Raw genomic sequence first — 26,517 nt, 5'->3', positions numbered from 1 at the left:
CGTGCCGGATATCGGCCGGTCAACTTGGGGTCGCTGCGCGCCCCAATCGCCGGCAAGCCGACTCCCAGGTACTCCACCCAGCGGCCCCCCTGTGGGAGCGGGCTTGCCCGCGATGGGCCGCAACGCGGCCCTCCTCGGCATCAGAACCCGACGCTGGCCTGCACATAGAAGGTCCGCGGTTCACCCACATACAACCCCGCGTTGTTGTCGCTCGAGCGGGTGTAGTACTGCTTGTCGAAGATGTTCTTCACCCCCGCCGCCAACTTCAGGTTCGACAGCTGCGGCCCGAAGTCGTAGCCACCACGGGCATGCCAGGTCACGTAGCCTGGAATATCGCCATACTGGCCGTCGGCACTGGGCTCGGTGATGTAGTTGCCGTTGAAGCTACCGTCGGCGTTCATCCCGGTACCGGGGGCGCGCTGCTTGGATTGAGCGTAGGCATCCAGGTTCCAGGTCCAGCGGTCGACCTGGTAGCGCAGGCCGGCGGTGACCACCTGGCGGGAGTAGAACGGCAGGTCGCGGCCCTTGAAGCCAGGGATCTCGCCCTCGTAGGTAGCGCGGGTGTAGGTGAACCCGGCATTGGCCGACAAGCCCTGCAGCCGCGGGTCGAGGCCCGACAGGTCATAGCGCATCGACGCTTCGATGCCCTGGTGCTTGGTAGCGCCCAGGTTGGTCCAGCCCACATCGTTGCTGATGTATTGCAGCTCATCGTCGAAGTCGATGTAAAAGGCCGTCAGTTCACCGGCGAAATGGCCATCGTCATAGCGTGTGCCGATCTCGTAAGTCTTGGCCTTCTCCGGCTCCAGGCCGTTGGCGGTACTGTCGCCGACACCGCCCTGGCCGAGCTGGAAGTACTGCAGGCTGCCGAACGACGTCTCGTAGTTGGCGAACAGCTTCCAGGCATCCGACAGGTGGTACATCACGCTCAAGGCCGGCAGCGGCTCGTTGCTGGTGATGCTGCGGTTCTTTTCCGGCACCGGTCTGTAGTTGGCATCCAGCACCGGACGGTCGCGCCAGTCGGTATTGATGTGCTCGAAGCGAATCCCCGGGGTGATGGTCCAGTTGCCCACGTCGATCTTGTCATCGATGTAGTAGGCGCTGGCCTCGGTGCCGCCACTGCGGTCCTGGAAGACATGGCCGTCGGAGGTCGGGGTTGGCGTCGGTACGTTGTCGATCAGCGCCAGGCGGGTGGATTGCTCGCGCATGGCCTCCTTCAGGTAGCGATAGCCGACGCTGACTTCCTGGGTGGTCGGGCCGACGAAGAAGATCCGCGACAGGCGTGGCTCGATGGCGAAGGTGTGGTAGTTGCGCGGGTACGACGACAGGGTCTTCATGTCGCGAGCGGCGATGGCGCTGCCACGGAAGCTGTCGGTGTAGTAGGTCAGCACCTCGAACTGGGTCGCGTCGTCGATCTGCCGCTGCCACTTGAACGACACGTCCTTGCGCCGGCCGCTGAAGTAGTCGTAGTCGCGTACCGACTGGTACGGGTCATGGTCGAACTGGGCCTGGGTCAGGCCGCCAGGCATGTCGGCGCGGCCGTCGTAGTAGTGGAAGTTGAGCCAGAACTCGTCGCGCTCGGTGGGCGCCCAGTGGGTCTTGAGGATGACGTCGTCGATATCGTTGTCGTTGTTGCTGCTGCGATAGCCATGGCCGTTGACCCCGGTGTACAGCAGCGCGACACCCAGGCCATTGTCGGCGGTACCGCCGACGAATGCCGATTCGGTGTGCTTCCAACCGCCGTGGCGGGAGGTTTCGAGGGTAGTGGCCAGCTCGCCAGTGGCCTTCTCGGGGATCGCCCGGGTGACGAAGTTGATCACCCCACCGACGTTCTGCGGGCCATAGCGCACCGAACCCGCGCCACGCACCACGTCGATGCTGTCGAGGTTGCCCGAGGAGATCGGCGCCATCGACAGCTGCGGCTGGCCATAGGGGGCGAAGGCTGCCGGGATGCCGTCGATCAGCACGGTCGAGCGTGGCGACAGGCGGGAGGTCAGGCCGCGCACGCCGACGTTGAGCGACAGGTCGCTGCCGCCGGTGCCGTTGGAGTCCTGCACCTGCACGCCCGGAATGCCACGCAGGACGTCGCGCACGTTCATCGCGCCCTTCTCCACCATGGCCTCGCGGCGCACCACGGTACGCGCGCCGGGATGGTTGTGCACGACGCGCTGCTCGGCGTCGCCCAGCCAGTCGCCGACCACCTTCACATCGGTGGGCGCCAGCTCGAGGCTGCCGGGGGTCGCGCCGCCCGCGCCCTGGGAGGGCTTGATCACCACGGTGTCCTGGGACATCTCATAAGTCAGCCCGCTGCCTTGCAGCAGTTGCTGCAAGGCCTGCTCGGGCGCCAGGTTGCCGGATACCGCAGGGGCCTGCTTGCCAGCCACGAGCTCCGGGCTGAAGAACAGCTGCAGGTTGGTCTGCTGGCCGAGCTGGGCCAAGGCCGAGGCCAATGACTGGGCCTGGATCTGCAAGGCGACCGGCGCCTGCTCGGCATAGGCATGGGTTGCGGCGGCACTGACCGCCACGGCCAGTGCCAGGGTGCGCAGGCGAAGAAGAGGTTTGTTGTTGTTCACGTCGTCGAAGGGTCCTGAAAGTCGGGATGAACGCCAACCGCATGCAAGTGGGAATGCTTGGCAGTTGCAGTTGGCGGGGAAGACGAACGAGCGAAAAAAAACCTGAATCTACTTCGCGATAATTTCGCTGGAGCCATCGCCGTAGGTCTTGATCGCCACGGGCAGGATGCTCGGCAGGGCTCGCAGCAAGGCGTCGGTATCGTCGACGCTGAAGGTGCTGGACAGGCGCAGGCCAGCCGCCTTGCCTGGTGCGACACGCAAGGGCTGGGCACGATAGCGGGAAACCTCGGCGACCACCTCCTCGAGGGTGGCGTTGTCGAATACCAGCTTGCCCTGGCGCCAGGCGGTCAGCGCAGCGGCGTCGACCGCATAGGGCGCGGCCACCTTGCCCTGTCGGTCGATGTGCGAACCCTGGCCGGCCTTGAGCTGCGCCAGCGAGTCGCCCGCCCCACGGACCCGCACCGAGCCCTGCTCCACTGCCACGCGGGTCCGCTCGGGGTCCAGGCGCACGTCGAAGCGCGTGCCGGTCACGGTGACGCTGCCTTGCGCGGTGTCGACCACGAACGGTCGGTCGACGTCATGGGCCACGCTGAACATCGCCTCGCCAGCGGTCAGCAAAACTTGACGTCGGCCGGAGCTGAACGCGACCTGCAAGTGGGTACCGCCATTGAGTTCCAGGTGCGAGCCATCGGGCAACTCGACCTGGCGACGCTCACCCAGGGCAGTCTGCAGATCTGCGTGATGGTTCAGGCGCTGGTACTGCCAGCCGCTCCACCCCAGCCCCAGCGCGGCCAGCGCGACCCCAGCGGCCAGGGCCTGACGCAACAGGCGACGACGCGGCAACCGCTGCACGGGCTCGGGTTGGCACAGGGCCTCCAGGTGCTGGCGAGGAATGAGGTCGGCGGCCTGCCACAGCCGGCCCAGTTGTTCATATTCCTCGCGGTGCCGGGGATGCGCAGCGAGCCACTGGCGCAATTGCGCCTGCAGTTCGGCATCCTGGGGAGCATCCTGGACGCGGGCGAACCATTCGGCCGCCTGGTCGCGGACGGCATCGGCACCGTGCTGTTTCATGAAAAGGCTCTCCTGACTCATCTCGACACATCCAGGTGCTCACGCAGATGTCGGAGCGTGCGGATCATATACTTTTCGACCATGTTCTTGGTCAAACCCATGCGCTCGGCGATCTCCGCCTGGCTCAGCCCTTCGAGCTTCTGCCAGATGAAGACCCGCCGGCAATTGACCGGCAGTTGCGCCAACGCCCGCTCGACACTGTCGGCCAGCTCCAGGGCATGCACATAGGCCTCCGGATCGCCGCTGCCCGCGCCGACCGGCGCGAACGCCTCCTGCTCCAGGGACTGGCGCCGGTCTTCGCGGCGAAAGCCATCCACGGCGATGTTGCGGGCGGTCTGGTGCAAGTAGGCGCGGGGCTGCTCGACCTGTTCGCGCGGGTTTTCCAGAACCCGCACGAAGGCGTCGTGGGTGAGGTCCTCGGCTTGCTGGCGGCTGCGCAGCTTGCGCGTCCAGGTGCCGATCAGCTCGTGGTAATGGTCGAGAAAGCCTTTGTGTCCGGACACGGTCGGGGTCGTCAGGGAGGCAGATGAGGTCGCGAATAGTAATGCTTCTCATCAACGACGGCAAATCGACGATGCCATGGCCCGACCAAGCCTCGCCAGGGCGTCAGTAACAAAAAATTTATGACGGGATTCATGCACAGGCGTGCCAGGAACATGTGGCCATAAATATGAACACCTGGTCGCTATTGCAGGCCAACCCGCACACCCCCGAAAACAGCGCTGACCTTGTGGGCACGGGTCTACCTGCGAAGTGGCCAACGGGTTCCATTCCACAATTTTTTACGCTTGTGATCCTGGGGGGAACATCCGAGGGTCACATGAGTCGGTTATTCAAGGCACTGCTCGTCGATCCACGACGATCGCGTCGGGATTGGCTGTTGATCTTGCTTTCTTCACCGCCTAAAGTGCGCGCCGAACGTCCATGCTGGAAACGATCCATCCGGCTCAAGTACTGACGACGAGACAGCAAGGTCACCCGCCGCTCCGTATCACGGGCACGGTTGACCTTTTTGCTTTCGGCGACATGCCTTGGGAAGTAGGCGAACCAAAGTGGGGATACGGAGGACGTTCAGTTTGCAGCCACTTACCTTTTCAGTTTGCCCATGGAGCCCTTGAGCATGTCGATCCAGGTCGAAGACTATTTCGCGCGCGACACCTTCCAGAAGATGAAGGCGTTCGCCGACAAGCAGGAAACCCCGTTCGTACTCATCGACACCCAGATGATCAGCCAGGCCTATGACGACCTGCGCGCCGGGTTCGAGTTCGCCAAGGTCTACTACGCGGTCAAGGCCAACCCGGCGGTCGAGATCATCGACCTGCTCAAGGACAAAGGCTCGAACTTCGACATCGCCTCGATCTACGAGCTGGACAAGGTGATGAACCAGGGTGTCAGCGCCGACCGCATCAGCTACGGCAACACCATCAAGAAGTCCAGGGACATCCGCTACTTCTACGAGAAGGGCGTGCGCCTGTACGCCACCGACTCCGAAGCCGACCTGCGCAACATCGCCAAGGCCGCGCCGGGCTCGAAGGTCTACGTGCGCATCCTCACCGAAGGCTCCACCACCGCCGACTGGCCGCTGTCGCGCAAGTTCGGCTGCCAGACCGACATGGCCATGGACCTGCTGATCCTCGCCCGCGACCTGGGCCTGGTGCCTTATGGCGTGTCTTTCCACGTCGGCTCCCAGCAGCGCGACATCAGCGTGTGGGATGCCGCCATCGCCAAGGTCAAGGTGATCTTCGAGCGCCTGAAGGAAGAAGACGGCATCGAGCTGAAGATGATCAACATGGGCGGTGGTTTCCCGGCCAACTACATTACCCGCACCAACAGCCTGGAAACCTATGCCGAGGAAATCATCCGCTTCCTCAAGGAAGACTTCGGCGACGAACTGCCGGAGATCATCCTCGAGCCAGGCCGCTCGCTGATCGCCAACGCTGGCATCCTGGTCAGCGAAGTGGTGCTGGTGGCGCGCAAGTCGCGTACGGCGGTCGAGCGTTGGGTGTACACCGACGTGGGCAAGTTCTCCGGCCTGATCGAAACCATGGACGAAGCCATCAAGTTCCCGATCTGGACAGAGAAGAAGGGGGAGATGGAAGAAGTGGTGATCGCCGGCCCTACTTGCGACAGCGCTGACATCATGTACGAGCACTACAAGTACGGCCTGCCGCTGAACCTGGCCATCGGCGACCGCCTGTACTGGCTGTCGACCGGCGCCTATACCACCAGCTACAGCGCGGTGGAGTTCAACGGCTTCCCGCCGCTGAAGGCGTACTACCTGTAAGAAACATGGGGCCGCTTCGCGGCCCATCGCCGGCAAGCCGGCTCCCAGGGGCAGCGCTGCTCACTCATCATGAGCCATGCAGAGGACTCCGTGGGCTTGCCGGCGATGGGCTGCAAAGCAGCCCCGATGCGACCTCCAATGCCTCAGAGGCCGCGCTGCTCGATCTCCCCGGCATACGCCGCCGCATACTCCGCCAACAATGGCCCACCACCCAGCAAGGTCGCCAGCGCGCTGCGCAGGAAGTTCAGGTTACCCGCCTCCCGTGCCCGTTCCAGCCAAGGCCTGGCCTCGGCCATCTGCCCCCGCTCGACCAACACCATCGCCAGGCTGAACATGCCACGAAAATCCCCCGCCTCGGCCGAGCGCCGGTACCAGCGCAGCGCACGTGCCGGGCTTGCCGGGGTGGCGATGCCTTGCTCCAGGTAACGACCGTACAGGTTCATCGACTTGGCATGCCCCAGGTACGCGGCCTTTTCGTAGCAGGCGAGCGCCTGCGCCTGGTTCGCTTGCACGCCACGCCCGGTGGCCAGCAGGTTGCCCAGGTTGTACAGGCCCCAGTCCAATCCTGCGCGCGCAGCCTGCTGGAAATGCCGCGCCGCCCCTGGCAGGTCCACCTCGCCGCCCCAGCCATGCTCCAGGCAACGCCCGAGCATGTTGTGCGCCATGGGACTGCCGTTTTCGGCGGCAATGGCGAACCATTGCCGGGCCACCTGCGGATCGCGCTCGATGCCCCGCCCGTCGAGCAGGATCTGCCCGAGCAGCAACTGCGCCTCGACGATGCCCTGCCCGGCCGCGGCGAGAATCGCCTGGGCGGCCTTGCCGGGGCTGTCCTCGAGCATGGCCTGCAGCCCGGCGACATCCACCACGTGCTCACGACGTAGCTGGTACGACATGGCTCAGACCTCGGCCCAGCGGCGCAGCAGGTTGTGGTAGGTGCCGGTCAGTTGCAGCAGCGCCGGGTGATCCGGCACATCGGCGGTCAATTGCTGGATGGCATTGTCCATCTCGAACAACAACGCGCGCTGGCTGTCCTCGCGCACCAGGCTCTGGGTCCAGAAGAACGCCGCGTAGCGCACACCGCGGGTGACCGGGTTGACCTTGTGCAGGCTGGTGCCGGGGTACAGCACCATGTCGCCCGCCGCCAGCTTGACCTGCTGCACACCGTAGGTGTCCTGGATCACCAGCTCGCCGCCGTCGTAGCTCTGCGGGTCGCTGAGGAACAGCGTCGAAGACAGGTCGGTGCGCACCCGCTCCGGGCTGCCCTTGGGCTGGCGCAAGGCATTGTCGATATGGAAATCGAAATTGCCGCCTTCGCGGTAGCAGTTGACCAGCGGCGCAAAGACCTTGTGCGGCAGCGCCGCCGACATGAAACGCGGGTTGCGCCACAGCCGCTCGATCAAGGCGCTGCCGATCTCCTTGCCCAGGGGGTGCCCTTCGGGCAACTGCAGGTTGTGCTTGGCCTTGGCTGACTGATAACCCGCGGTGACCTTGCCATCGGCCCAGTCGGCCTGCTCCAGGGCTTCGCGGATGCGGGAGAGTTCGTCGACCTCGAACAGGCCGGGAATGTGGAGCAGCATGCTGGCGGCACCTGGTAGGGAGATAGGGCGCCAATGATATTGATTCCCTTTTACGCTTCACAAGCCCCATTCGCCACCCAAGACGTTTCAGCAGGGGAAAACCGTAAAGGGAATTTGTAAAGATTGTAAATTTCTAGCGAATGGTAACTCTTCTCAATTGTTAGTCACAATTGCTTACATTATGATCCGCGGCCTTCACACCTTGGGGAAGGTCCACACATGCGTCACGTACCATCTGCTGTGAGTTCACCACGCCTGCTCGTCTCCGCCATCGGCATGGCGATCGGCGCCACCTCTGCCTATGCCGCCGATCCGGCTGCCAACAGTGCCATCACCCTCGACACCACCAGCGTTACCGGCAAGGCCGAACAGGCTTCTACCGAGTACAAGGTCGACAAGGCTTCGTCGCAGAAATACACCGCGCCGCTGGTGGATACTCCGCGCTCGATCACCGTGATCCCGCAGCAGGTGATCAAGGACACCAACGCCCTCACCCTGCAGGACGCCCTGCGCACCGTACCGGGTATCACCTTCGGTGCTGGCGAAGGTGGCAACCCTCAAGGCGACCGGCCTTTCATCCGCGGCTTCGATGCCCAGGGCGACACCTACCTCGATGGCGTGCGCGACACCGGTGCCCAGACCCGCGAAATCTTCGCCGTCGAATCGGTCGAAGTGGCCAAGGGCCCGAACTCGGCCATCGGCGGCCGTGGCGCGGCTGGCGGCACCATCAACCTGGTGAGCAAACGCGCGCACCTGGGTAACACGTTCGATGCCGCCTACACCTGGGGCAGCGACCAGACCCAGCGCTACACCCTCGACGGCAACTACCAGTTCAGCGACACCGTGGCCGGGCGCCTCAACCTGATGACCCACGACAGCAAGGTCGCCGGCCGCGACAAGGTCAACTACGACCGCTGGGGTATCGCCCCCTCCCTGGCCTTCGGCCTCGGCACCCCGACGCGGGTGAACCTCGACTACTACCACATGGAAAGCGATGACCTGCCCGATTCGGGCATCCCCTACAGCATTCCACGTGCCGGCAGCGGTGCCCGTACCTCGGCCCATCCAGACAAGCCGGTCGATGGCGGTGACAGCGACAACTTCTACGGCCTGACCGACCGCGACTTCCGCAAGACCCGCACCGACATCGCGACCATCGCCATCGAGCACGACCTGAGCGACTCGCTGACCATCAAGAACACCCTGCGCCACGGCAACAGCATGCAGGACTATGTCCTGACCCAGCCTGACGACAGCGCCGGCAACGTGAACAACAACGGTGTATGGCGCCGCGCCAACACCCGCGTGGGCAACACCGCCACCACCACCAACCAGACCGACCTGTTCGGCGAGTTCTTCGTGGGCGGTTTCAAGAACAGCTTCTCCACCGGTGTCGAGTTCACCAAGGAAGAGTCCGATCGCCAGGGCTATACGGTAACGCCGAACGGCAAGCTCACCTGCACCGGCCCTGGCAACGGCGGTAGCTGTACCTCGCTGAGCGATCCGAACCCGGACGACGCCTGGGACGGCACCGTCTCGCGCAACTACGCGGGCACCAAGACCAACAGCAAGACGCGTGCGATCTATGCCTTCGACACCCTGGAACTGACGCCCCAGTGGCTGCTGAACATGGGCCTGCGTTACGACCATTTCGACACCAAGTTCCGTACCTACGACGCCTCCGGTGCAACGGTCGTGAACAAGGACGGCGTCCCGACCAAAGGCCGCGACAAGAGCGAGTTCTTCACCGGGCAGTTGGGCCTGGTGTGGAAACCGGCCGAGAACGGCAGCGTCTATATCTCCTATGCCACGTCCGCGACGCCACCAGGCGCCATGCTCGGCGAGGGTACAGAAGGCAACCCGCTGCCAGGCACCACCGACCGTGGCGGCAACATCCTGAGCAGCGACCTGGAACCGGAAGAAACCACCAACTACGAGATCGGTACCAAGTGGGATCTGCTGGACGAGCGCCTGTCGCTGGCGGCTGCGATCTTCCGCACCGAGAAGGAGAACGCTCGCGTCCAGGTCGACACCGCCAGCTACGAGAACGTCGGCGAAACCCGCGTGCAAGGTATCGAGCTGTCGGCCAGCGGCAAGCTCACCGACAAGTGGCAGGTGTTCGCCGGCTACACCTACCTGCAGGCTCGCCAGATCGATGGTGGCCCGCTGGGCAAGGCCAACGACGGCAACCAGCTGCCGAACACGCCGAACAACAGTGCAAGCCTGTGGACCACCTATGCGATCACGCCGAAGCTGACCGTCGGTGGTGGCGCCTTCTACGTGGATGACGTGTATGGCAGCGTGGCCAACACCACCATGGTCGACAGCTATGTGCGCTACGACGCCATGGCGGCATACAAACTGACCAAGAACATCGACCTGCAACTGAACGTGCAGAACCTCACCAACGAGGTCTACTACGACAAGGCGTATTCCACTCACTTCGCCAACCAGGCGGCCGGGCGCACTGCCCTGCTGACCACCAGCGTCCACTTCTGACGACGCTGCTCGAAAGCCCCGCCCATTCCGATGCGCGGGGCTTTCGCGTACCAAGGCATAATGCACGCCGTGCCCCGCCAGGCGGCAAGACAAGGTGAACGATGTGGTGAAGAAGTCGCTGTTTCAATTGCACTGGTTCTTTGGCATCACCGCTGGGCTGGTGCTGGCCTTGATGGGTATCACCGGTGCCATCTGGTCGTTCCAGGAAGAACTGCTGCGCCTGTTCAACCCGGACGTCCTCAAGGTCGAAGTCCGCCAGGAGGGGGTATTGCCGCCCGCCGAGCTGGTACGCCGGGTCGAAGCCGCCCAGGGCGACAAGGTTTCGATGCTGTGGGTCGATACCCGTGAAGGCAACGCTGCGCGGATCTTCTTCACCCCACCACCTGGCGAGCGTCGTGGCCAGCTGCGCTACGCCGACCCGTACACCGGCGAACTCAAGGGCGATGTCGCCGGCCAGGACTTCTTCGGCCTGATGCTGCAACTGCACCGTTTCCTGGCCATGGGCGATACCGGCCGGCAGATCACCGGCGCCTGCACGCTGATGCTGGTGTTCTTCTGCCTGTCCGGCCTGTACTTGCGCTGGCCACGCCAGGCGTTGAGCTGGCGAGCCTGGTTGACCTTCGACTGGGCCAAGCAAGGCCGCGCTTTCAACTGGGACCTGCACGCCGTGGCCGGTGCTTGGTGCCTGCTGTTCTACCTGCTGTTCGCCCTCACCGGCCTGTTCTGGTCCTACGAGTGGTATCGCGAGGGGTTGAACAAGCTACTGGCCGACGCACCTGCCGCCGGCCAGCAGCACAAGCGCGGCGAAGGGCGTGGCCGCCATGGCCTGCAGAACGCGGACAAGAACGCAGCGCCACTGGTGGTCGACTACGACGCCATCTGGAACAACCTCAAGGCCGCGGCCGGCCCGGGCCTGCTCACCTACAACCTGCGCCTGCCCCCGGCAGGCGGGCAGCCCGCCACGCTGTTCTACCTGCTCGACGACGCCGCCCACGAGCGCGCCTTCAACAGCATGACCCTGGACCCGACCAGCGGCCAGGTGAAGCGCCACGAACGCTATACCGACAAGTCCTTCAAGGCCCAGCTACTGCAAAGCGTCTACGCCCTGCACGTGGGCAGCTACTTCGGCCTGCCGGGGCGCATCATCGTGACCATCGCCAGCCTGAGCATGCCGCTGTTCTTCGTCACCGGCTGGCTGCTGTACCTCGACCGGCGGCGCAAGAAACGCCAGGTCCGCGCTGCCCGTGGCAACGTCTCACCCGCCTCGGCAGGCGGCGACAGTTGGCTGATCGGCTTCGCCAGCCAGAGCGGCGTCGCCGAGCAACTGGCCTGGCAGAGCGCCGGCCAGTTGCAGGCCGCCGGCCTGCCGGTGCACGTGCGCCCGCTGGCCGAGTTGGGCGAAACCGACCTGCGCCAGGCCCGGCGTGCGCTGTTCGTGGTCAGTACCTTCGGTGACGGCGAGGCGCCCGACAGCGCCCGCGCCTTCGAACGCAAGGTGCTGGGCCAGCCGTGGGCCCTGGACAATCTCAGCTATGCCCTGCTGGCCCTGGGCGATCGCCAGTACCCGCACTTCTGCGGCTTCGCCCGCCGGCTCCAGGCCTGGCTGGGCGAACGCGGCGCCACCAGCGCCTTCAGCCCGGTGGAGGTGGATAACGCCGACCAGGCGGCCTTGCAACAGTGGCACCAGGCGCTGGCGCAGTTGACCGGTACCCAGCCGGTGACAGCCTGGCAGGCGCCGAGCTTTGGCACCTGGACCCTGGCCCGACGCGAGTTGCTCAACCCGGGCAGCCAGGGCGCGCCAGTCTACCTGCTCGGCCTGCAGCCCGATGAACCGGCGAGCTGGATGGCTGGCGACCTGGTGGAAATCCTGCCCCGCAACGGGCAGGCACACGTCGCCGCCTGGCTCGCTGGGCTGGGCCTGGATGCCAACACACCGGTGCAGGTCGACGGCCTCGGCGAACGGCTCGGCCAGGCCTTGGCCAGCCGCCAGTTGCCAGCCAGCCACGGGCACCTGGTGGGGCTGCATGCCCAGGCACTGGTCGATGCGCTGGTGCCCATCGGCAGCCGCGAATATTCCATCGCCTCCATCGCCAGCGATGGCGTCCTGGAACTGATCGTGCGCCAGGAGCGCCATGCCGACGGTCATCTCGGCCTGGGCTCGGGCTGGTTGACCGAATACCTGCCGCTGCACGGCAGCGTCAGCCTGCGCCTGCGCCGCAACAGCGGTTTCCATCTGCCCCAGGCGCCGGCGCCACTGGTGCTCATCGGCAACGGCACCGGCCTGGCCGGCTTGCGCAGCCTGCTCAAGGCGCGCATCGCGGCGGGCGAGCGGGACAACTGGCTGCTGTTCGGCGAACGCAACCGCGCCCATGATTTTCTCTGTGGCGACCAGTTGCAGGGCTGGCTGGCCAGCGGCGACCTCGCACGCCTGGACCTGGCATTCTCGCGGGACCAGGCGCAGAAGGTGTACGTGCAGGATGTGCTGGTGCAACACGCCGATGAACTGCGCCGCTGGGTCAATGACGGTGCTTGCGTGTATGTCTGCGGCAGCCTGCAGGGCATGGCCGCAGGGGTGGATGCGGCGCTCGAGGGTATTCTTGGTGCCGAGGTGCTGCAGCGCCTGATCGAGGATGGGCGCTACCGGCGGGATGTGTATTGATCGGTCAATCGGTGGTGCTTTGGTCGTCCTGGGGCCGCTTCGCAGCCCCAAGATAGGCGTTGAATGACCACGCTGGCGCGACGCTCAATGCAACTCGAAGCTGTCGGCATCCAGGTTGGCCGGGAAGCGCGAGCGGTACGCCGCCAGGTCCGCCGCGCTCAACACCGCAGTGAACACCCCGTCAGCCTCCCCGGCGCTGAGCAGGCTCTCGCCCTGGAAATCCAGCACCTGGCTGTCGCCCGAATAGGCAAAGCCCTTGCCATCGGTGCCCACCCGGTTCACCGCTGCCACGTAGCACAGGTTCTCGATGCCCCGCGCCGGCAACAGGCGGTTCCAGTGCTGGCGGCGCGCGGCCGGCCAGTTGGCGGTATACAGCAGCAGGTCGGTGTCCTGGGCGTCACGGCTCCAGACCGGGAAACGCAGGTCGTAGCAGATCAGCGGGCGAACGCGCCAGCCCTTGATCTCGAACTGCACCTGGCGCTCGCCCGGCGTATAGTGCTTGTGTTCGCCGGCCATGCGGAACAGGTGGCGCTTGTCGTAATGCAGGATCTCGCCATCCGGCCGCGCCCAGAGCAGGCGGTTGCGATGACTGCCATCGGCGGCCTGGACGATCACGCTGCCGGTGATCACCGCATCGTGCTTCTTCGCCTGGGCCTTGAGCCACTTGTAGGTCGGGCCGTTCTCAGGCTCGGCCAGGCGCTCGGAGTCCATGGAGAAACCGGTGGTGAACATCTCCGGCAGGATCACCAGGTCTACGTCGCCGGCCTGCTCCAGCAGTTCCTCGAAATGCTCGTAGTTGGCCTGGCGGTCCTGCCAGGCCAGGGTGGTCTGCACCAGGGCGACTTTCAGGTTGGGCAGTTGGCTCAGATCGCGCATAGTCTTTCCGCCGCCTGACGCAGCGTCTCCTCACGTTTGGCAAAGCACAGGCGCACCAGGCGTTGCTCGGGGACAGGTTGCTGGTAGAACACCGAGACCGGGATCGTCGCCACACCGTGCTCGCGGGTCAGCCACAGGGACATGTCGACATCGTTGAGGTCCGGGCGGATCTGCGAGTAGTCCACCAGTTGGAAATAGGTGCCCGGCGTGCGGGTGAAGGTGAAACGCGAAGCCTGCAGCAGGTCGCAGAACAGGTCGCGCTTGGCCTGGTAGAAGCCCGGCAATTCGTCCAGGTGCTCCGGATGCTCGGCCATGTAGTCGGCCAGGGCGCATTGCAACGGGGTCACGCCACAGAAGTTGACGTACTGGTGGACCTTGCGCAGTTCGGCGCTCAAGGCCGGCGGCGCGACCACGTAGCCGGTCTTCCAGCCGGTGACGTGGTAGGTCTTGCCGAACGAGCTGACCACGAAAGCCCGCGCATACAGCTGCTCATGGGCCAGCACACTGGCGTGGCGCACGCCATCGTAGATCAGGTGCTCGTACACTTCGTCGCTGACCAGGTAGATGTCGCGTCCTTCGATCAGCCTTGCCAACTGGTCCAGGTCGTCGCGACCGATCAACGCACCGCTGGGGTTGTGTGGCGAGTTGAGGATGACCATGCGCGTACGCGGGGTCAGGGCATCGCTGAACGCCTGCCAGTCGATACGAAAATCGCCATCGCGAAGCTGCACATGCACGCAGCGACCGCCGGCCAGCTCCACGGAAGGTTCGTAGCTGTCATAGGCCGGATCGAAGACGATCACCTCGTCGCCGGCCTGGATCACCGCCTGGATGGCGCAGAAGATCGCCTCGGTGGCACCGGGGGTGATGGTCACTTCATGGTCGGCATCGACGTTCACGCCATAGTGCCGTGCGACCTTCGCCGCCACCTGCTGGCGCAAGGCCGGCAGGCCGGTCATGGGCGCGTACTGGTTATGGCCGGCGGCCACGTGCCGGCCAACCGCATCGAGCAATGCCTGTGGGCCATTGAAGTCGGGAAATCCCTGGGACAGGTTGAGCGCACCGGTCTGCACGGCCAACTGCGACATGGTGGTGAAGATGGTCGTGCCGACGTTCGGCAATTTGCTGCGGATCATGGGGGCCCTCTTTCCTGCACGTTGCATACGGCACGGGGTAGAGCCCGAGCATAGCGGATCGAGCGGTCAGGAAAAAGCTGCAAGCTACAAGCTGCAGCTTGCAGCCCGAAGCTTACTTGCGCTTGTCCTTGCGCTTCTTCTCGGCCTTCTTGTGGTGCGACATCAGGCGGCGCTTCTTGTTGACCTGGCGATCGGTGAGGGTGTTCTTCTTGCCCTCGTACGGGTTTTCGCTGCCCTTGTATTCGATGCGGATCGGCGTACCGACCAGCTTGAGCACCCGGCGGTAGGTGTTCTCCAGGTAACGCGAGTAGGAACGCGGGATCTTGTCGGTCTGGTTGCCATGGATCACGATCAGCGGTGGGTTGGCCCCCCCGAGGTGGGCATAGCGCAGCTTGATGCGCCGACCGTTGACCATCGGCGGCTGGTGCTCGCTGATGGCGTCCTCGAGGATCTGGGTCAGGCGGCTGGTCGGCCAGCGGGTCACCGCCGACTTGAACGCGGCCTGCACCGACTTGTACAGGTGGCCCACACCGGTGCCGTGCAGCGCGGAAATGAAGTGGATATCGGCGAAGTCGACGAAGAACAGCCGGCGCTCCAGCTCGGTCTTCACGTAGTCGCGCTCGCCTGGCTCCATGCCGTCCCACTTGTTCAGCGCGATGACGATGGCACGCCCCGCCTCCAGGGCGAAGCCCAGCAGGTTCAGGTCGTGGTCGACCACCCCTTCGCGGGCATCCATGACGAAGATCACCACGTTGGCGTCCTTGATCGCCTGCAACGTCTTGACCACGGAGAACTTCTCGACTTCCTCGTGGATCTTGCCGCGCTTGCGCACCCCGGCGGTGTCGATCAGGGTGTACTTCTCTTCATCGCGCTCGAACGGGATGTAGATACTGTCGCGGGTGGTGCCAGGCTGGTCGTAGACCACCACACGCTCTTCGCCGAGCATGCGGTTGACCAGGGTCGACTTGCCGACGTTCGGGCGGCCGATGATGGCGATCTTGATACCGTCCTTTTCGCTCGGGCCAGGGATGCGCGCGGCTTCTTCGCCTTCGGCGACTTCTTCGTCGAGGGCTTCCTCGGCCTTGTCGCGCGGGATATGCCCTAGCACCGCTTCCATCAGCGCGTTGACGCCACGGCCCTGGGAGCCGGCCACCGGGATGGCGTTGCCCATGCCCAAGGGCGAAAACTCGGCGCGGGCGACGTCCGCGTCGATGTTGTCGATCTTGTTGGCGACCAGGATGGCTTCCTTGTTCCGCTTGCGCAGGTGTTCGGCGATCATCTGGTCGGCAGCGGTCATGCCGGCACGGGCATCGACCAGGAACAGCACGTAGTCGGCTTCCTCGATGGCCATCAGCGACTGCTCGGCCATCTTCTCGTCCATGCCCACTTCGTCGCCGGTGATGCCACCGGTATCGATCAGGATGTAGGAGCGGCCTTGCCAGGTCGCCTCGCCGTACTGGCGGTCACGGGTCAGGCCCGACAGGTCGCCGACGATGGCATCGCGGGTCTTGGTCAGGCGGTTGAACAGGGTGGACTTGCCGACGTTCGGCCGTCCCACCAGGGCGATTACGGGAACCATGCGGCTCTCCACTCTTGAATTCTTGAAAATGCAAAGGCCGCTGCAAGGCAGCGGCCGGAGTTCGTGCGGCGCGTCATGCGCCATTGCCTGAGCCCCATGACGGACTCAAGCATAGCCTCAGCGGATGGTCAGCGCCTCGAGCTTGCCGCTGTTGCCGAAGACATAGATGGTGTCGCCGACCACCAGGGGACGGGCGCGCAGGCCATCGCTGTCGATCCGCTCGCGACCGACGAAGCGGCCATCGACCTGGCTGAGCAGGTGCAGGTAGCCCTCGAAGTCACCCACCGCCACGTAGCTGGAGAACACTTCCGGTGCCGACAACTGGCGGCGGGCCATGGAATCGTTGCTCCACAGGGCGCTGGAGGAGCGCTCGTCGATGCTCTCGACGGTGCCCGAGGCCTCGCTGACGTAGACGTTGCCGAAGCCCTGGGCGACACCCACGTAGCTGGAGGCATCGCGCTGCCACAGCACGCGGCCGCTTTCCAGGTCGAGGCCGGCGACCCGGCCCTGGTAGGTGCTGACATACAGCATGCCGCCAGAGAGCAGCAGGCCACCGTCGATATCGACCACCCGATCCAGCTCGGAACGGCCCTGCGGGATGGCCACGCGGCTCTCCCACACCGGCACGCCGTTCTGGGTATCCACGGCGATCACCTTGCCGGTGGACAGGCCAGCCACGGCCAGGCGGTTGGTCACGATCGGCGCACCGGTACCGCGCAGGGTCAGCACGGCCGGGCTGCTTTCGTAGATCCAGCGACGGTCACCGGTGGCGGCGTCGAGGCCGATCAGGCGGTCGTCCTGGGTCTGCACCACCACCACGTCACCGTTGGTGGCAGGTGGCGCCAGCACTTCGCTGGTCACCCGCGAACGCCAGCGCTCCTCGCCGGTGCTGGCATCCAGGGCGATGACCTCGCCCTTGAGGGTGCCGAGCATGACCAGGCCATAGCCCACGCCGACGGCGCCGGACACCGGCAGCTCCAGGTCCTTCTTCCACACCACGTCGCCGTTGAGGCGATCCAGGGCGAAGACCAGGCCGTTGACGTCGGAGGCGTAGATACGGTCGTTCTCGATGGCCGGCACCAGGGTGTTGTAGGTCTCGCCCTGGCCGTCGCCGATCGAACGGCTCCACTGCTTCTTGAGCACCACTTCCTCGGTGAACTTGGTCAGCTCGGCCGGAGGCAGTTCCTTCTTGCTGTTGCTGCTGCAACCCGCGGCCAGGACGGCCAGGGCGAGCACTGCTGCTTGTTTCCAACCGATCACGTCAGGCGTCCCCTCTGGCCAGGTCATCCAGCTTCAGTTGCAGGCCACCGACCGCGGCGTCGTCGGACAGCGCGGCCTTGGCTTTCTCGTATGCGCTGTGGGCATCGTCGGCACGGCCGAGCTGGACCAGCAGGTCGCCCTTGAGTTCTTCGCGGCTGGCCAGGAAGGCCTTGTCGGCATCGCCGTCGAGCAGCTTGAGGGCCTCTTCGGCCTTGTCCTGCGCGGCGAGCACGCGGGCCAGGCGCTGGCGCGAGATCTCGCCCAGGGTCGCATCGGCCGGTTTGTCCATCACGCCCTTGAGCTCGGCAGCGGCATCGTCGAGCTTGCCGCTCTCGACCGCGACCTTGGCCACGAACAGGCTGCCGTACTGGGCGTACGCGGTGCCGCCGAACTCGCTCTTGAGCTTGCCGGCCAGCTCGGCGACCTTGGTCGCATCCGGCTCACCGCTCGGCGTCAGGGCGGTCTCCAGCAGGGCCTGGTACAGCACCGAGGCGCCTTGCGACTGGTTGCTCTGGTACTTCTGCCAGGCCTGCCAACCCATCACCACCGCGGCGGCCAGCAGGGCACCGGTCAGCAGCGGCTTGCCGTTGCGATTCCACCAGTCCTTGGCCGCGGCCAGGCCATCATCATCGATACTCGACACCCCAATACTCCTTTTCAGCAATTCGGCTGTTGAACCGCATCACGCCTGGGCGAGCGCGGCTTCCAGGTGCTCGGCCAGAGCATCCCAGGCAATGTTCTGTTGTTCGCCCTGGCCACGCAGGGGCTTGACGCCAATGACCCGTTGCGCCAGTTCGTCGTCGCCCAGGATCAGGGCGAACAGCGCCCCGCTCTTGTCGGCTTTCTTGAACTGGCTCTTGAAGCTGCCACCACCGGCGTTGACCGCCAGGCGCAGGCCCGGCAGGCGATCGCGCAGATTTTCGCAGAGGCGCAGGCCGGCCAGTTCCGCCTGTTCGCCGAAGGCACACAGGTAGACGTCGATCTGGCGGCTGATGGACTCGGGCACCTTGCCCAGGGTCTCCAGCAACAGGATCAGGCGCTCGATGCCCATGGCGAAGCCCACGCCCGGGGTCGGCCTACCGCCCATCTGCTCGACCAGGCCGTCGTAGCGGCCACCGGCACAGACGGTGCCCTGGGCGCCAAGCTTGTCGGTGACCCACTCGAACACGGTCTTGCTGTAGTAGTCCAGGCCACGGACCAGCTTGGTGTTGATGACGAACGGAATGCCAGCGGCGTCCAGACGTGCCTTGAGGCCCTCGAAGTGCACGCGGGAGTCCTCGTCCAGGTAGTCTTCCAGCTTCGGCGCGTCGGCCAGCACCGCTTGGGTGCCCTGGTCCTTGCTGTCGAGGATGCGCAGCGGGTTGCTTTTCAGGCGACGCTGGCTGTCTTCGTCCAGTTGTTCGATGCGCGCGGAAAGGAACTCGACCAGGGCGTCGCGGTAGCGCGCGCGGGCTTCGCTGGTCCCCAGGCTGTTGAGCTCGAGCTTGACCGCGTCCTGGATGCCCAGCAGCCCCCACAGGCGCCAGGTCAGCATGATCAGCTCGGCGTCGACATCCGGGCCGTCCAGGTTGAACACTTCCACGCCGATCTGGTGGAACTGACGGTAGCGGCCTTTTTGCGGGCGTTCATGGCGGAACATCTGGCCCACGTACCAGAGCTTCTGCACCTGGCCGTTGCCGGTGATGCCGTGCTCGAGCACGGCACGCACGCAGGCGGCGGTGCCTTCGGGACGCAGGGTGAGCGAATCGCCATTGCGATCCTCGAAGGTGTACATCTCTTTTTCGACGATATCGGTGACTTCACCGATCGAGCGCTTGAACAGCTCGGTGAACTCGACGATCGGCGTGCGGATCTGGCTGTAGCCATAGGTGTCCAGCAGGCCGGCCACGGTGCCCTCGAAGTAGCGCCACAGGGGCGACTGGTCGGGCAGGATGTCGTTCATGCCACGGATGGCTTGCAGCGATTTGCTCACGGAAAATCCTTACGAATCTGTGTGTCAGCCACGGGCGATCAGCGCCGCGTCGGCCTCGACCTTCTCGGCCGCTTTCTGGCGAATGAGCTTTTCCAGCTCGTCGACCAGGTTCTCGTTGGTCAGCTTCTGCGACGGCTTGCCATCGATGTAGACCAGGTTCGGCGTGCCGCCGGTGAGCCCCACGTGGGACTCCTTGGCTTCGCCCGGGCCGTTGACCACGCAGCCGATCACGGCCACGTCCATCGGTACCAGCAGGTCCTCCAGGCGCCCTTCCAGTTCGTTCATGGTCTTGACCACATCGAAGTTCTGCCGCGAGCAGCTCGGGCAGGCGATGAAGTTGATGCCACGGGAACGCAGGTGCAGCGACTTGAGGATGTCGTAGCCGACCTTCACTTCCTCGACCGGATCGGCGGCCAGGGAAATGCGGATGGTATCGCCGATGCCTTCGGCCAGCAGCATACCGAGGCCGACGGCGGATTTCACCGTCCCCGAACGCAGGCCGCCGGCTTCGGTGATGCCCAGGTGCAGGGGTTGGACGATCTGCCGGGCGAGCTGGCGGTAGGCCTCGACGGCCATGAACACGTCGGAGGCCTTGACGCTGACCTTGAAGTCCTGGAAATCCAGGCGGTCCAGGTGCTCGACATGACGCAATGCCGACTCGACCAGTGCGGCCGGGGTCGGCTCGCCGTATTTCTTCTGCAGGTCCTTTTCCAGGGAGCCGGCATTGACGCCGATGCGGATCGGGATGCCGCGGTCACGGGCGGCATCGACCACCGCACGCACACGGTCTTCGCGACCGATGTTGCCCGGGTTGATGCGCAGGCAGTCGACGCCCAGTTCGGCCACGCGCAGGGCGATGCGGTAGTCGAAGTGGATGTCGGCGACCAGCGGTACGCTGACCTGCTGCTTGATCTTGCCGAAGGCCTCGGCGGCGTCCATGTCCGGTACCGAGACACGGACGATGTCGACGCCGGCATCGACCAGGCGCTGGATCTGCGCAACGGTGGCAGCGACGTCGTTGGTGTCGGTGTTGGTCATGCTCTGCACCGCGATGGGGGCATCGCCCCCCACCGGTACATTGCCGACCCAGATCTTCCGGGATTCGCGACGTTTGATCGGAGATTCGCCGTGCATGACTTACTGTCCCAACTTCAGGCGAGCGGTCTCGCCAGTGGTGAACGAGGCAACGTCGACGGCCTGGCCGTTGTAGCTGACCTGGGCGCCGCGGGCGAAGCCCAGGCGCACCGCGAACGGCGGTTTGCCGGTCAGGTCCAGGCTGTCGCCCTTGCGCTTGATGGCGCTGAACAGCACCTTGCCGTTGCCGTCGGTGACCTGGGTCCAGCAATCGGCGGTGAATTGGATTTGCAGCGTGCCGTTGCCGGCAGGAACCGCGGCCGGGGCGCTGGCCACGGGAGCTACCGGAGCGGCAGGAGCCGCAGGCAGGCTGGGCGCCGCCGGGGCGGCAGGCGCCTCGCTGGCAGCCGGTGCAGGCGTCGGGGCGGTCGCAGGCGCGCTCGCGTCGTCGGCCGCCGGGGTTTCGCCGCCGGTCGCCGTCTCGGTCGCGGGGGCAGCCTCCTGCCCGGTGACGGCCTGGTCGAGCGGCAGCGGTGCGGCCTCGGGCTGCTGGCCAGCGCTCACGGCCTGGTCTTCCGGCTCGTCCAGCGGGTGGATCTGGGTGGTGCCATCGGCGCTCTCGACCTCGACGTGCTCCAGGGCGATCCTGGCCAGGTCCTTGCCGCGCTGGCTGTTCTGGTCCTGCCACCAGAAGAAGCCGCCGCCGACCACGGCCACCAGCAACAGCAGGCTGATGCCGCGCAGGATATTGTGCGACAGGCGCACCGGCTCCTCGATGCGCCCTAGCGCGTGCACTTCGCTGCCCTTGGCATGGGTGCCGGTGAACTGGTCGAATGCCTCGACCAGCGGCGCCTGGTCCATGTCCAGCAGCTTGGCATAGGCGCGGATGTAGCCACGGGCGAAGGTATGCCCCGGCAGCTTGTCGAAGGCGCCGGTTTCCAGGTTGTTCAGCGAACTTACCGTGAGGTTGAGCTTGCGGGCCACCTCGGCTTGCGACCATTCCCGGCGCTCGCGGGCCTGGCGCAAGACCTCACCGGGATTCTGGCGAGTCGCTGCTGCTACTTCGGGGTGCGCGGCTTTCATCGTTGCTCCGACAGGTATTGCTGATATTCCGGCGTACCGGGATAAAGTCGTTGTAGTTGCTGGCCCAGCTCGGCCACGCTGCTGTGCTCAGCGAAAGCCCGGGCGATACGGCTGCCCAGCAGCAGGCTGCGGGCGTTCTGGCCGCTCAGTTGGCTGAAACGATCGTAGTAGTCCCGGGACGGCACATAATGCCTGTTTTCGTAGGACAACTCAGCCATTTCCAGCAATGCCCGAGGCTGGTGCGGATTGAGCTGCAGGGCCTTGCCCAGGTATTCGTGCGCCTGGTCGCGGCGATCGAGCGCCAGGGCCGTCAGGCCAAGGTTCTCGTACACCCGTGACCGCTCAGGATACAGGGTATCGGTGGCGGCTTGGCGAAACATCTGCTCGGCCTGGCGAAATTGCCCCTGAGCATAAAGGAAACTGCCGTAGTTGTTGCGAATCCGCGTGTCGCCCGGGCGTATCGCCAGGGCCTTGCGCCAATGCGCCTCGGCCAGTGCCGGCTCACCCTCGGCCTGGAACACCAGGCCCAAGGCGGCATGGGCGTCGGCGTCGTTGCCGTTGAGCGCCAGGGCTCGGCCCAGTGGCACCTTGGCCTGTTCGGTCAAACCTTGTTGCAAATAACCCAGGCCCAATTGCACGTAGGCCTGCCCTGCTTCCACCCGCCCCTGGCGGCTGGCCAAGGGGTCACCGCCGCCGGACACGCAGCCGGCCAGCAGCGAAAGCGACAGGATCGACAGCGCGGCGCGCAGGGTCATGGGCGGCCTCGTCAGTGGCGCACGGCGTTGCCTTGCGGCTCTGCGTCGGCGTTCAGCTGGCGCACGGCGATGTAGCGCTCGCTGCGGCGGGTACGGTCCATGACCTGGCCGACCAGCTGGCCGCAGGCGGCATCGATGTCGTCGCCCCGGGTGGTGCGGGTGGTGACGTTGAAGCCACCGTGGTGCAGCAGGTCCTGGAAGCGACGGATGGCATTGTTGCTCGGCCGTTCGTAGCCCGAATGGGGGAACGGGTTGAACGGGATCAGGTTGATCTTGCACGGCACGTCGCGCAGCAGCTCGATCAGCTCGGCGGCGTGCTGCGGCTGGTCGTTGACGTCCTTGAGCAGGGTGTACTCGACGGTGAGCACCCGCTTGCCGCCCAGCGTGGACATGTAGCGCATGCAGGAGTCCAGCAGCACCTTCAACGGGTATTTCTTGTTGATCGGCACCAACTGGTTGCGCAACTCGTCGTTCGGCGCGTGCAGCGACAGCGCCAGGGAAACGTCGATGTGCTTGGCCAGTTCGTCGATCATCGGCACGACGCCCGAGGTGGACAGCGTGACGCGGCGCTTGGAAATGCCATAGCCCAGATCATCCATCATGATCTTCATGGCGGCGATGACATTATCGAAATTCAGCAGCGGTTCGCCCATGCCCATCATGACCACGTTGGTGATGGCGCGGTCGATCTTGGCCGGGACGGTACCGAAGGATTTGTTCGCAAGCCACACCTGGCCGATGACTTCGGCGGCGGTGAGGTTGCTGTTGAAGCCTTGCTTGCCGGTGGAGCAGAAACTGCAGTCCAGGGCACAGCCGGCCTGGGACGAGACGCAGAGCGTGCCGCGGTCGTCGGTGGGGATGTAGACGGTTTCGACGCAGCTGCCGGAGGCAACGCGGACCACCCACTTGCGCGTACCGTCGGCGGAAATGTCTTCACTGACCACTTCCGGCGCGCGAATCTCGGCAACGGCCTCGAGCTTTTCGCGCAAGGCCTTGCCGACATTGGTCATGGCGGCGAAATCGTCGACGCCGAAGTGGTGAATCCATTTCATGACCTGACCGGCACGAAAACGCTTCTCCCCGATCGACTCGAAGAATTTTTCCATTTCCTGGAGGGTCAGGCCCAACAGGTTGATCTTGCCAGTCATGTCACTCATGGAATCACCCAAGACCTGCTTCGCTTAGCGAATGCGGTCGCACAGCTCGGTAGCGGAGAAGAAGTACGCGATTTCGCGGGCAGCCGAAGCTTCCGAGTCGGAACCGTGGACGGCGTTCTCGTCGATGGAAACGGCGAAGTCGGCGCGGATGGTGCCTGGAGCGGCTTCTTTCGGGTTGGTGGCGCCCATCAGCTCGCGGTTGGCCAGGACGGCGTTCTCGCCTTCCAGGACCTGGACGATGACCGGGCCGGAAGTCATGAAGGCAACCAGGTCAGCGAAGAAGCCGCGCTCTTTGTGCTCGGCGTAGAAGCCTTCGGCTTCGGCCTTGGACAGCTGCTTCATCTTCGAAGCGACGACGCGCAGGCCGGCTTTCTCGAAGCGAGTGGTGATCTCGCCGATGACGTTCTTGGCGACGGCGTCGGGCTTGATGATGGAGAAGGTACGTTGGACAGCCATGGATAACTCCAGAAATATGAGTGTTGCGAAAAATTAAACCCGCGAATTATACGCGGGTTCCAAGGGATTGCCTAACCTGCGGACACGCTCAGTCGGCTTCTTCGATCCAGGCCGCCTGGATGGCTTCGAGCACTTTCTCGCCGCCACGTTGCGGATCATCGCTGAAGTCTGGCAGCTCCAGCACCCAGCGATGCAGATCGACGAAATTCACATAACGAGGATCGACGTCTGGCTTGCTTTGCGCAAGCTGGATGGCGATCTCAAGTACATCAATCCATTTCAGGCTCATGCGTAGACCTCAGTGCGGCGCTTCGGCGGCGTGGTTGAGCGAGTACTTGGGAATCTCGATCGTCAGGTCCTCTTCGCCGACGATGACCTGGCAGGCCAGGCGCGACTGGGCCTCCAGGCCCCAGGCCTTGTCCAGCATGTCCTCTTCCAGCTCGTCGGCTTCCTCCAGCGAGTCGAAACCCTCGCGGACGATGCAATGGCAGGTGGTACAGGCACAGACGCCACCACAGGCGCTTTCCATCTCGATGTGATGCTCGTGGGCCAGTTCCAGGATGTTGGTCCCTGGCTCCACCTCCACCACCAGCCCATCCGGGCAGAACTTCTCGTGCGGCAGGAAAATCACCTGGGGCATCGGTTACTCCTCGATCTCATTCAGGTTGCGCCCGGCCAGTGCGGCTTTGACCGTCGAATCAAGGCGACGGGCGGCAAATGCATCGGTCACCTGCGACAGACGCTTGGTCTGCTGCTCGATGGCCGCGCCATCGGTGCCGCTGAGCAAATCACGCAATTCTTGCATCTGGTGCTCGATGGCTACGCGCTCCTCGGCACTGAGCAGGCGGTCGCCGTCGGCGTCCAGAGCGCCCTGCACCGCCTCGAGCAGTCGCTCGCCGTCGACCTGGTGCTCGCGCAGCTGGCGCGCCTGCTTGTCGGAGCCTGCGTGCTCGAAGGAATCCTTGAGCATGCGTGCGATCTCGCCATCGGTCAGGCCGTAGGACGGCTTGACCTGGATGCTCGACTCCACGCCCGAGCCGGTCTCCCGGGCCGAAACGCTGAGCAGGCCATCGGCATCGACCTGGAAGGTCACGCGGATCTTCGCCGCGCCCGCGACCATGGCCGGGATGCCGCGCAGCTCGAAGCGCGCCAGGGAGCGGCAGTCGCTGACCAGCTCACGCTCACCCTGCAGGACGTGGATCATCATGGCCGACTGGCCATCCTTGTAGGTGGTGAACTCCTGGGCCCGCGCCACCGGGATGGTGGTGTTGCGCGGGATCACCTTCTCCATCAGCCCGCCCATGGTCTCGAGGCCCAGGGATAACGGGATGACGTCCAGCAACAGCAGCTCGCCGCCCTCGCGGCGGTTGCCGGCCAGGGTATCGGCCTGGATCGCGGCACCGATGGCCACCACCTGGTCCGGGTCGATGGAAGTCAGCGGGGTACGCCCGAACAGCGCGCCAACCGCCTCACGCACACGCGGCACGCGGGTGGAACCACCCACCATGACCACCGCCCCGACATCCTCCAGCTCGACGCCACTGTCGCGCACGGCGCGGCGGCAGGCCTTGAGGCTGCGGGCGATCAGCGGCTCGATCATGGCCTCGAACGCGGCGCGGGTCAGTTCGCCCTGCCAGGCGCCGTGGCTGACACGGACCGCATCGGCATCGGTCAAGGCTTCTTTGGCCGCGCAAGCGGCCTGCAGCAGCTGGCGCTGGGCCGCCGGGTCGAGGTCGGCGGACAGCCCAGCCTGCTCGATGATCCAGCCGGCGATGGCGTGGTCGAAGTCGTCACCGCCCAAGGCGGTGTCGCCGCCCGTGGCCAGGACTTCGAAGACACCTGCGCTCAGGCGCAGGATGGAGATATCGAAGGTACCGCCGCCCAGGTCGAAGATCGCCACGACGCCCTCGGCATCCTGGTCCAGGCCATAGGCCACCGCCGCCGCGGTCGGCTCGTTGAGCAAGCGCAGGACGTTGAGGCCGGCAAGCTTCGCGGCATCCTTGGTAGCCTGGCGCTGGGCGTCGTCGAAGTAGGCCGGAACGGTGATCACCGCCCCCACCAGTTCGCCGCCGAGGGTCTGCTCGGCCCGCTGACGCAGCACCTTGAGGATGTCGGCGGACACTTCCACCGGGCTCTTCGGGCCCTGGACGGTGTCGATGAACGGCATGTGCGACTCGCCACCGACGAAGCGGTAAGGCAGTTGCTCGCCCAGTTGCTTGACGTCGGCCAGGCCACGCCCCATCAGGCGCTTGACCGACAGGATGGTGTTCAACGGGTCGCTGGAGGCGGCATCGCGGGCGGCCTGGCCGACTTCGCTGCGGCCATCGAGGTAGCGCACCGCGGAAGGCAGGATGACCTTGCCCTGTGCATCGGGCAGGGGTTCGCTACGGCCGCTGCGCACCGCGGCGACCAGGGAGTTGGTGGTGCCCAGGTCGATCCCCACCGCCAGACGACGCTGGTGCGGCTGGGGGCTCTGACCGGGTTCGGCGATCTGCAGTAGGGCCATGCT

22 protein-coding genes are annotated in these 26,517 nt (G+C 65.1%); 3 read left to right on the top strand and 19 right to left on the bottom strand.

Going from position 1 to position 26,517, the window contains the following annotated elements:
* Positions 1-140 precede the first annotated feature (140 nt).
* From NJF35_RS00710 to NJF35_RS00700, 3 genes are all read right to left on the bottom strand, one after another.
* Positions 141-2,570, bottom strand: a complete 2,430-nt coding sequence (locus NJF35_RS00710) for a TonB-dependent siderophore receptor (RefSeq protein WP_253080772.1) — start codon at positions 2,568-2,570, stop codon at positions 141-143.
* 108 nt (positions 2,571-2,678) lie between these two features.
* Positions 2,679-3,641: a FecR family protein gene (locus NJF35_RS00705; RefSeq protein ID WP_225788630.1), complete on the bottom strand. Its 963-nt coding sequence runs from the start codon at positions 3,639-3,641 to the stop codon at positions 2,679-2,681.
* Positions 3,642-3,658: 17 nt separating this feature from the next.
* Positions 3,659-4,144 (bottom strand): RNA polymerase sigma factor, encoded by a 486-nt coding sequence (locus NJF35_RS00700; protein ID WP_225788629.1) that lies wholly within the window; start codon positions 4,142-4,144, stop codon positions 3,659-3,661.
* A 617-nt stretch (positions 4,145-4,761) separates the two neighbouring features.
* On the opposite strand from NJF35_RS00700, the gene NJF35_RS00695 reads away from it, so the two are divergent.
* Positions 4,762-5,925 (top strand): type III PLP-dependent enzyme, encoded by a 1,164-nt coding sequence (locus NJF35_RS00695; protein ID WP_225788628.1) that lies wholly within the window; start codon positions 4,762-4,764, stop codon positions 5,923-5,925.
* Between the two features lie 143 nt (positions 5,926-6,068).
* Here the strand turns inward: NJF35_RS00695 and NJF35_RS00690 are convergent, their stop codons facing one another.
* On the bottom strand, positions 6,069-6,818 hold the full coding sequence (locus NJF35_RS00690; RefSeq protein WP_225788627.1) for a tetratricopeptide repeat protein: 750 nt from the start codon (positions 6,816-6,818) through the stop codon (positions 6,069-6,071).
* Between the two features lie 3 nt (positions 6,819-6,821).
* Complete coding sequence (locus NJF35_RS00685; RefSeq protein WP_225788626.1) at positions 6,822-7,502, bottom strand: Fe2+-dependent dioxygenase; 681 nt, start codon at positions 7,500-7,502, stop codon at positions 6,822-6,824.
* Positions 7,503-7,721: 219 nt separating this feature from the next.
* On the opposite strand from NJF35_RS00685, the gene NJF35_RS00680 reads away from it, so the two are divergent.
* Together NJF35_RS00680 and NJF35_RS00675 are read left to right on the top strand one after the other, a co-directional pair.
* Positions 7,722-10,001: a TonB-dependent receptor gene (locus NJF35_RS00680; RefSeq protein ID WP_225788625.1), complete on the top strand. Its 2,280-nt coding sequence runs from the start codon at positions 7,722-7,724 to the stop codon at positions 9,999-10,001.
* 103 nt (positions 10,002-10,104) lie between these two features.
* Positions 10,105-12,660 carry a PepSY domain-containing protein gene (locus NJF35_RS00675; protein ID WP_253090647.1) on the top strand — a complete coding sequence of 852 codons (2,556 nt, stop codon included), beginning with the start codon at positions 10,105-10,107 and terminating at the stop codon, positions 12,658-12,660.
* 84 nt (positions 12,661-12,744) lie between these two features.
* On the opposite strand, the gene NJF35_RS00670 is transcribed toward NJF35_RS00675, so the two are convergent.
* The 14 genes from NJF35_RS00670 to hscA all read right to left on the bottom strand — a co-directional run bounded on the left by NJF35_RS00670 (position 12,745) and on the right by hscA (position 26,514).
* Positions 12,745-13,536, bottom strand: a complete 792-nt coding sequence (locus tag NJF35_RS00670) for an amidohydrolase (RefSeq protein WP_253080774.1) — start codon at positions 13,534-13,536, stop codon at positions 12,745-12,747.
* On the bottom strand, positions 13,524-14,672 hold the full coding sequence (locus tag NJF35_RS00665; protein WP_225788623.1) for a pyridoxal phosphate-dependent aminotransferase: 1,149 nt from the start codon (positions 14,670-14,672) through the stop codon (positions 13,524-13,526). Before NJF35_RS00665 ends, NJF35_RS00670 begins: the two co-directional genes overlap by 13 nt.
* A 112-nt stretch (positions 14,673-14,784) precedes the next feature.
* Positions 14,785-16,251 carry a ribosome biogenesis GTPase Der gene (der, locus tag NJF35_RS00660; protein WP_225788622.1) on the bottom strand — a complete coding sequence of 489 codons (1,467 nt, stop codon included), beginning with the start codon at positions 16,249-16,251 and terminating at the stop codon, positions 14,785-14,787.
* A 117-nt stretch (positions 16,252-16,368) separates the two neighbouring features.
* Complete coding sequence (gene bamB, locus NJF35_RS00655) at positions 16,369-17,511, bottom strand: outer membrane protein assembly factor BamB (RefSeq protein WP_225788621.1); 1,143 nt, start codon at positions 17,509-17,511, stop codon at positions 16,369-16,371.
* 1 nt (position 17,512) lies between these two features.
* Positions 17,513-18,154, bottom strand: coding sequence for a tetratricopeptide repeat protein (locus NJF35_RS00650; protein ID WP_225788620.1), 642 nt, complete (start codon positions 18,152-18,154; stop codon positions 17,513-17,515).
* Positions 18,155-18,193: 39 nt separating this feature from the next.
* Entirely contained in the window at positions 18,194-19,483 is a 1,290-nt protein-coding gene (gene hisS / locus NJF35_RS00645; protein WP_253080775.1) for a histidine--tRNA ligase, read from the bottom strand.
* 24 nt (positions 19,484-19,507) lie between these two features.
* Positions 19,508-20,617 carry a flavodoxin-dependent (E)-4-hydroxy-3-methylbut-2-enyl-diphosphate synthase gene (gene ispG / locus NJF35_RS00640; RefSeq protein ID WP_225788618.1) on the bottom strand — a complete coding sequence of 370 codons (1,110 nt, stop codon included), beginning with the start codon at positions 20,615-20,617 and terminating at the stop codon, positions 19,508-19,510.
* A gap of 3 nt (positions 20,618-20,620) precedes the next feature.
* Positions 20,621-21,640, bottom strand: coding sequence for a helix-turn-helix domain-containing protein (locus tag NJF35_RS00635; protein ID WP_253090579.1), 1,020 nt, complete (start codon positions 21,638-21,640; stop codon positions 20,621-20,623).
* Complete coding sequence (gene pilW / locus NJF35_RS00630) at positions 21,637-22,395, bottom strand: type IV pilus biogenesis/stability protein PilW (protein WP_253090578.1); 759 nt, start codon at positions 22,393-22,395, stop codon at positions 21,637-21,639. The genes NJF35_RS00635 and pilW overlap by 4 nt, the downstream gene beginning before the upstream one ends.
* Before the next feature lie 11 nt (positions 22,396-22,406).
* On the bottom strand, positions 22,407-23,552 hold the full coding sequence (gene rlmN, locus NJF35_RS00625; protein WP_225788615.1) for a 23S rRNA (adenine(2503)-C(2))-methyltransferase RlmN: 1,146 nt from the start codon (positions 23,550-23,552) through the stop codon (positions 22,407-22,409).
* A 24-nt stretch (positions 23,553-23,576) separates the two neighbouring features.
* Complete coding sequence (ndk, locus tag NJF35_RS00620; protein ID WP_225788614.1) at positions 23,577-24,008, bottom strand: nucleoside-diphosphate kinase; 432 nt, start codon at positions 24,006-24,008, stop codon at positions 23,577-23,579.
* Positions 24,009-24,096: 88 nt separating this feature from the next.
* On the bottom strand, positions 24,097-24,297 hold the full coding sequence (iscX, locus tag NJF35_RS00615; RefSeq protein WP_225788613.1) for a Fe-S cluster assembly protein IscX: 201 nt from the start codon (positions 24,295-24,297) through the stop codon (positions 24,097-24,099).
* Between the two features lie 9 nt (positions 24,298-24,306).
* Positions 24,307-24,648: an ISC system 2Fe-2S type ferredoxin gene (fdx, locus tag NJF35_RS00610; RefSeq protein ID WP_043208095.1), complete on the bottom strand. Its 342-nt coding sequence runs from the start codon at positions 24,646-24,648 to the stop codon at positions 24,307-24,309.
* A gap of 3 nt (positions 24,649-24,651) precedes the next feature.
* Positions 24,652-26,514, bottom strand: coding sequence for a Fe-S protein assembly chaperone HscA (hscA, locus tag NJF35_RS00605; RefSeq protein ID WP_225788612.1), 1,863 nt, complete (start codon positions 26,512-26,514; stop codon positions 24,652-24,654).
* Positions 26,515-26,517: the final 3 nt, after the last annotated feature.

This window comes from Pseudomonas guariconensis (assembly GCF_024127895.1).
Taxonomy (GTDB): domain Bacteria; phylum Pseudomonadota; class Gammaproteobacteria; order Pseudomonadales; family Pseudomonadaceae; genus Aquipseudomonas; species Aquipseudomonas guariconensis_B.
Note: the sequence above shows the minus strand (reverse complement) of the source record. Positions and strands in the feature narration are given on the sequence as shown.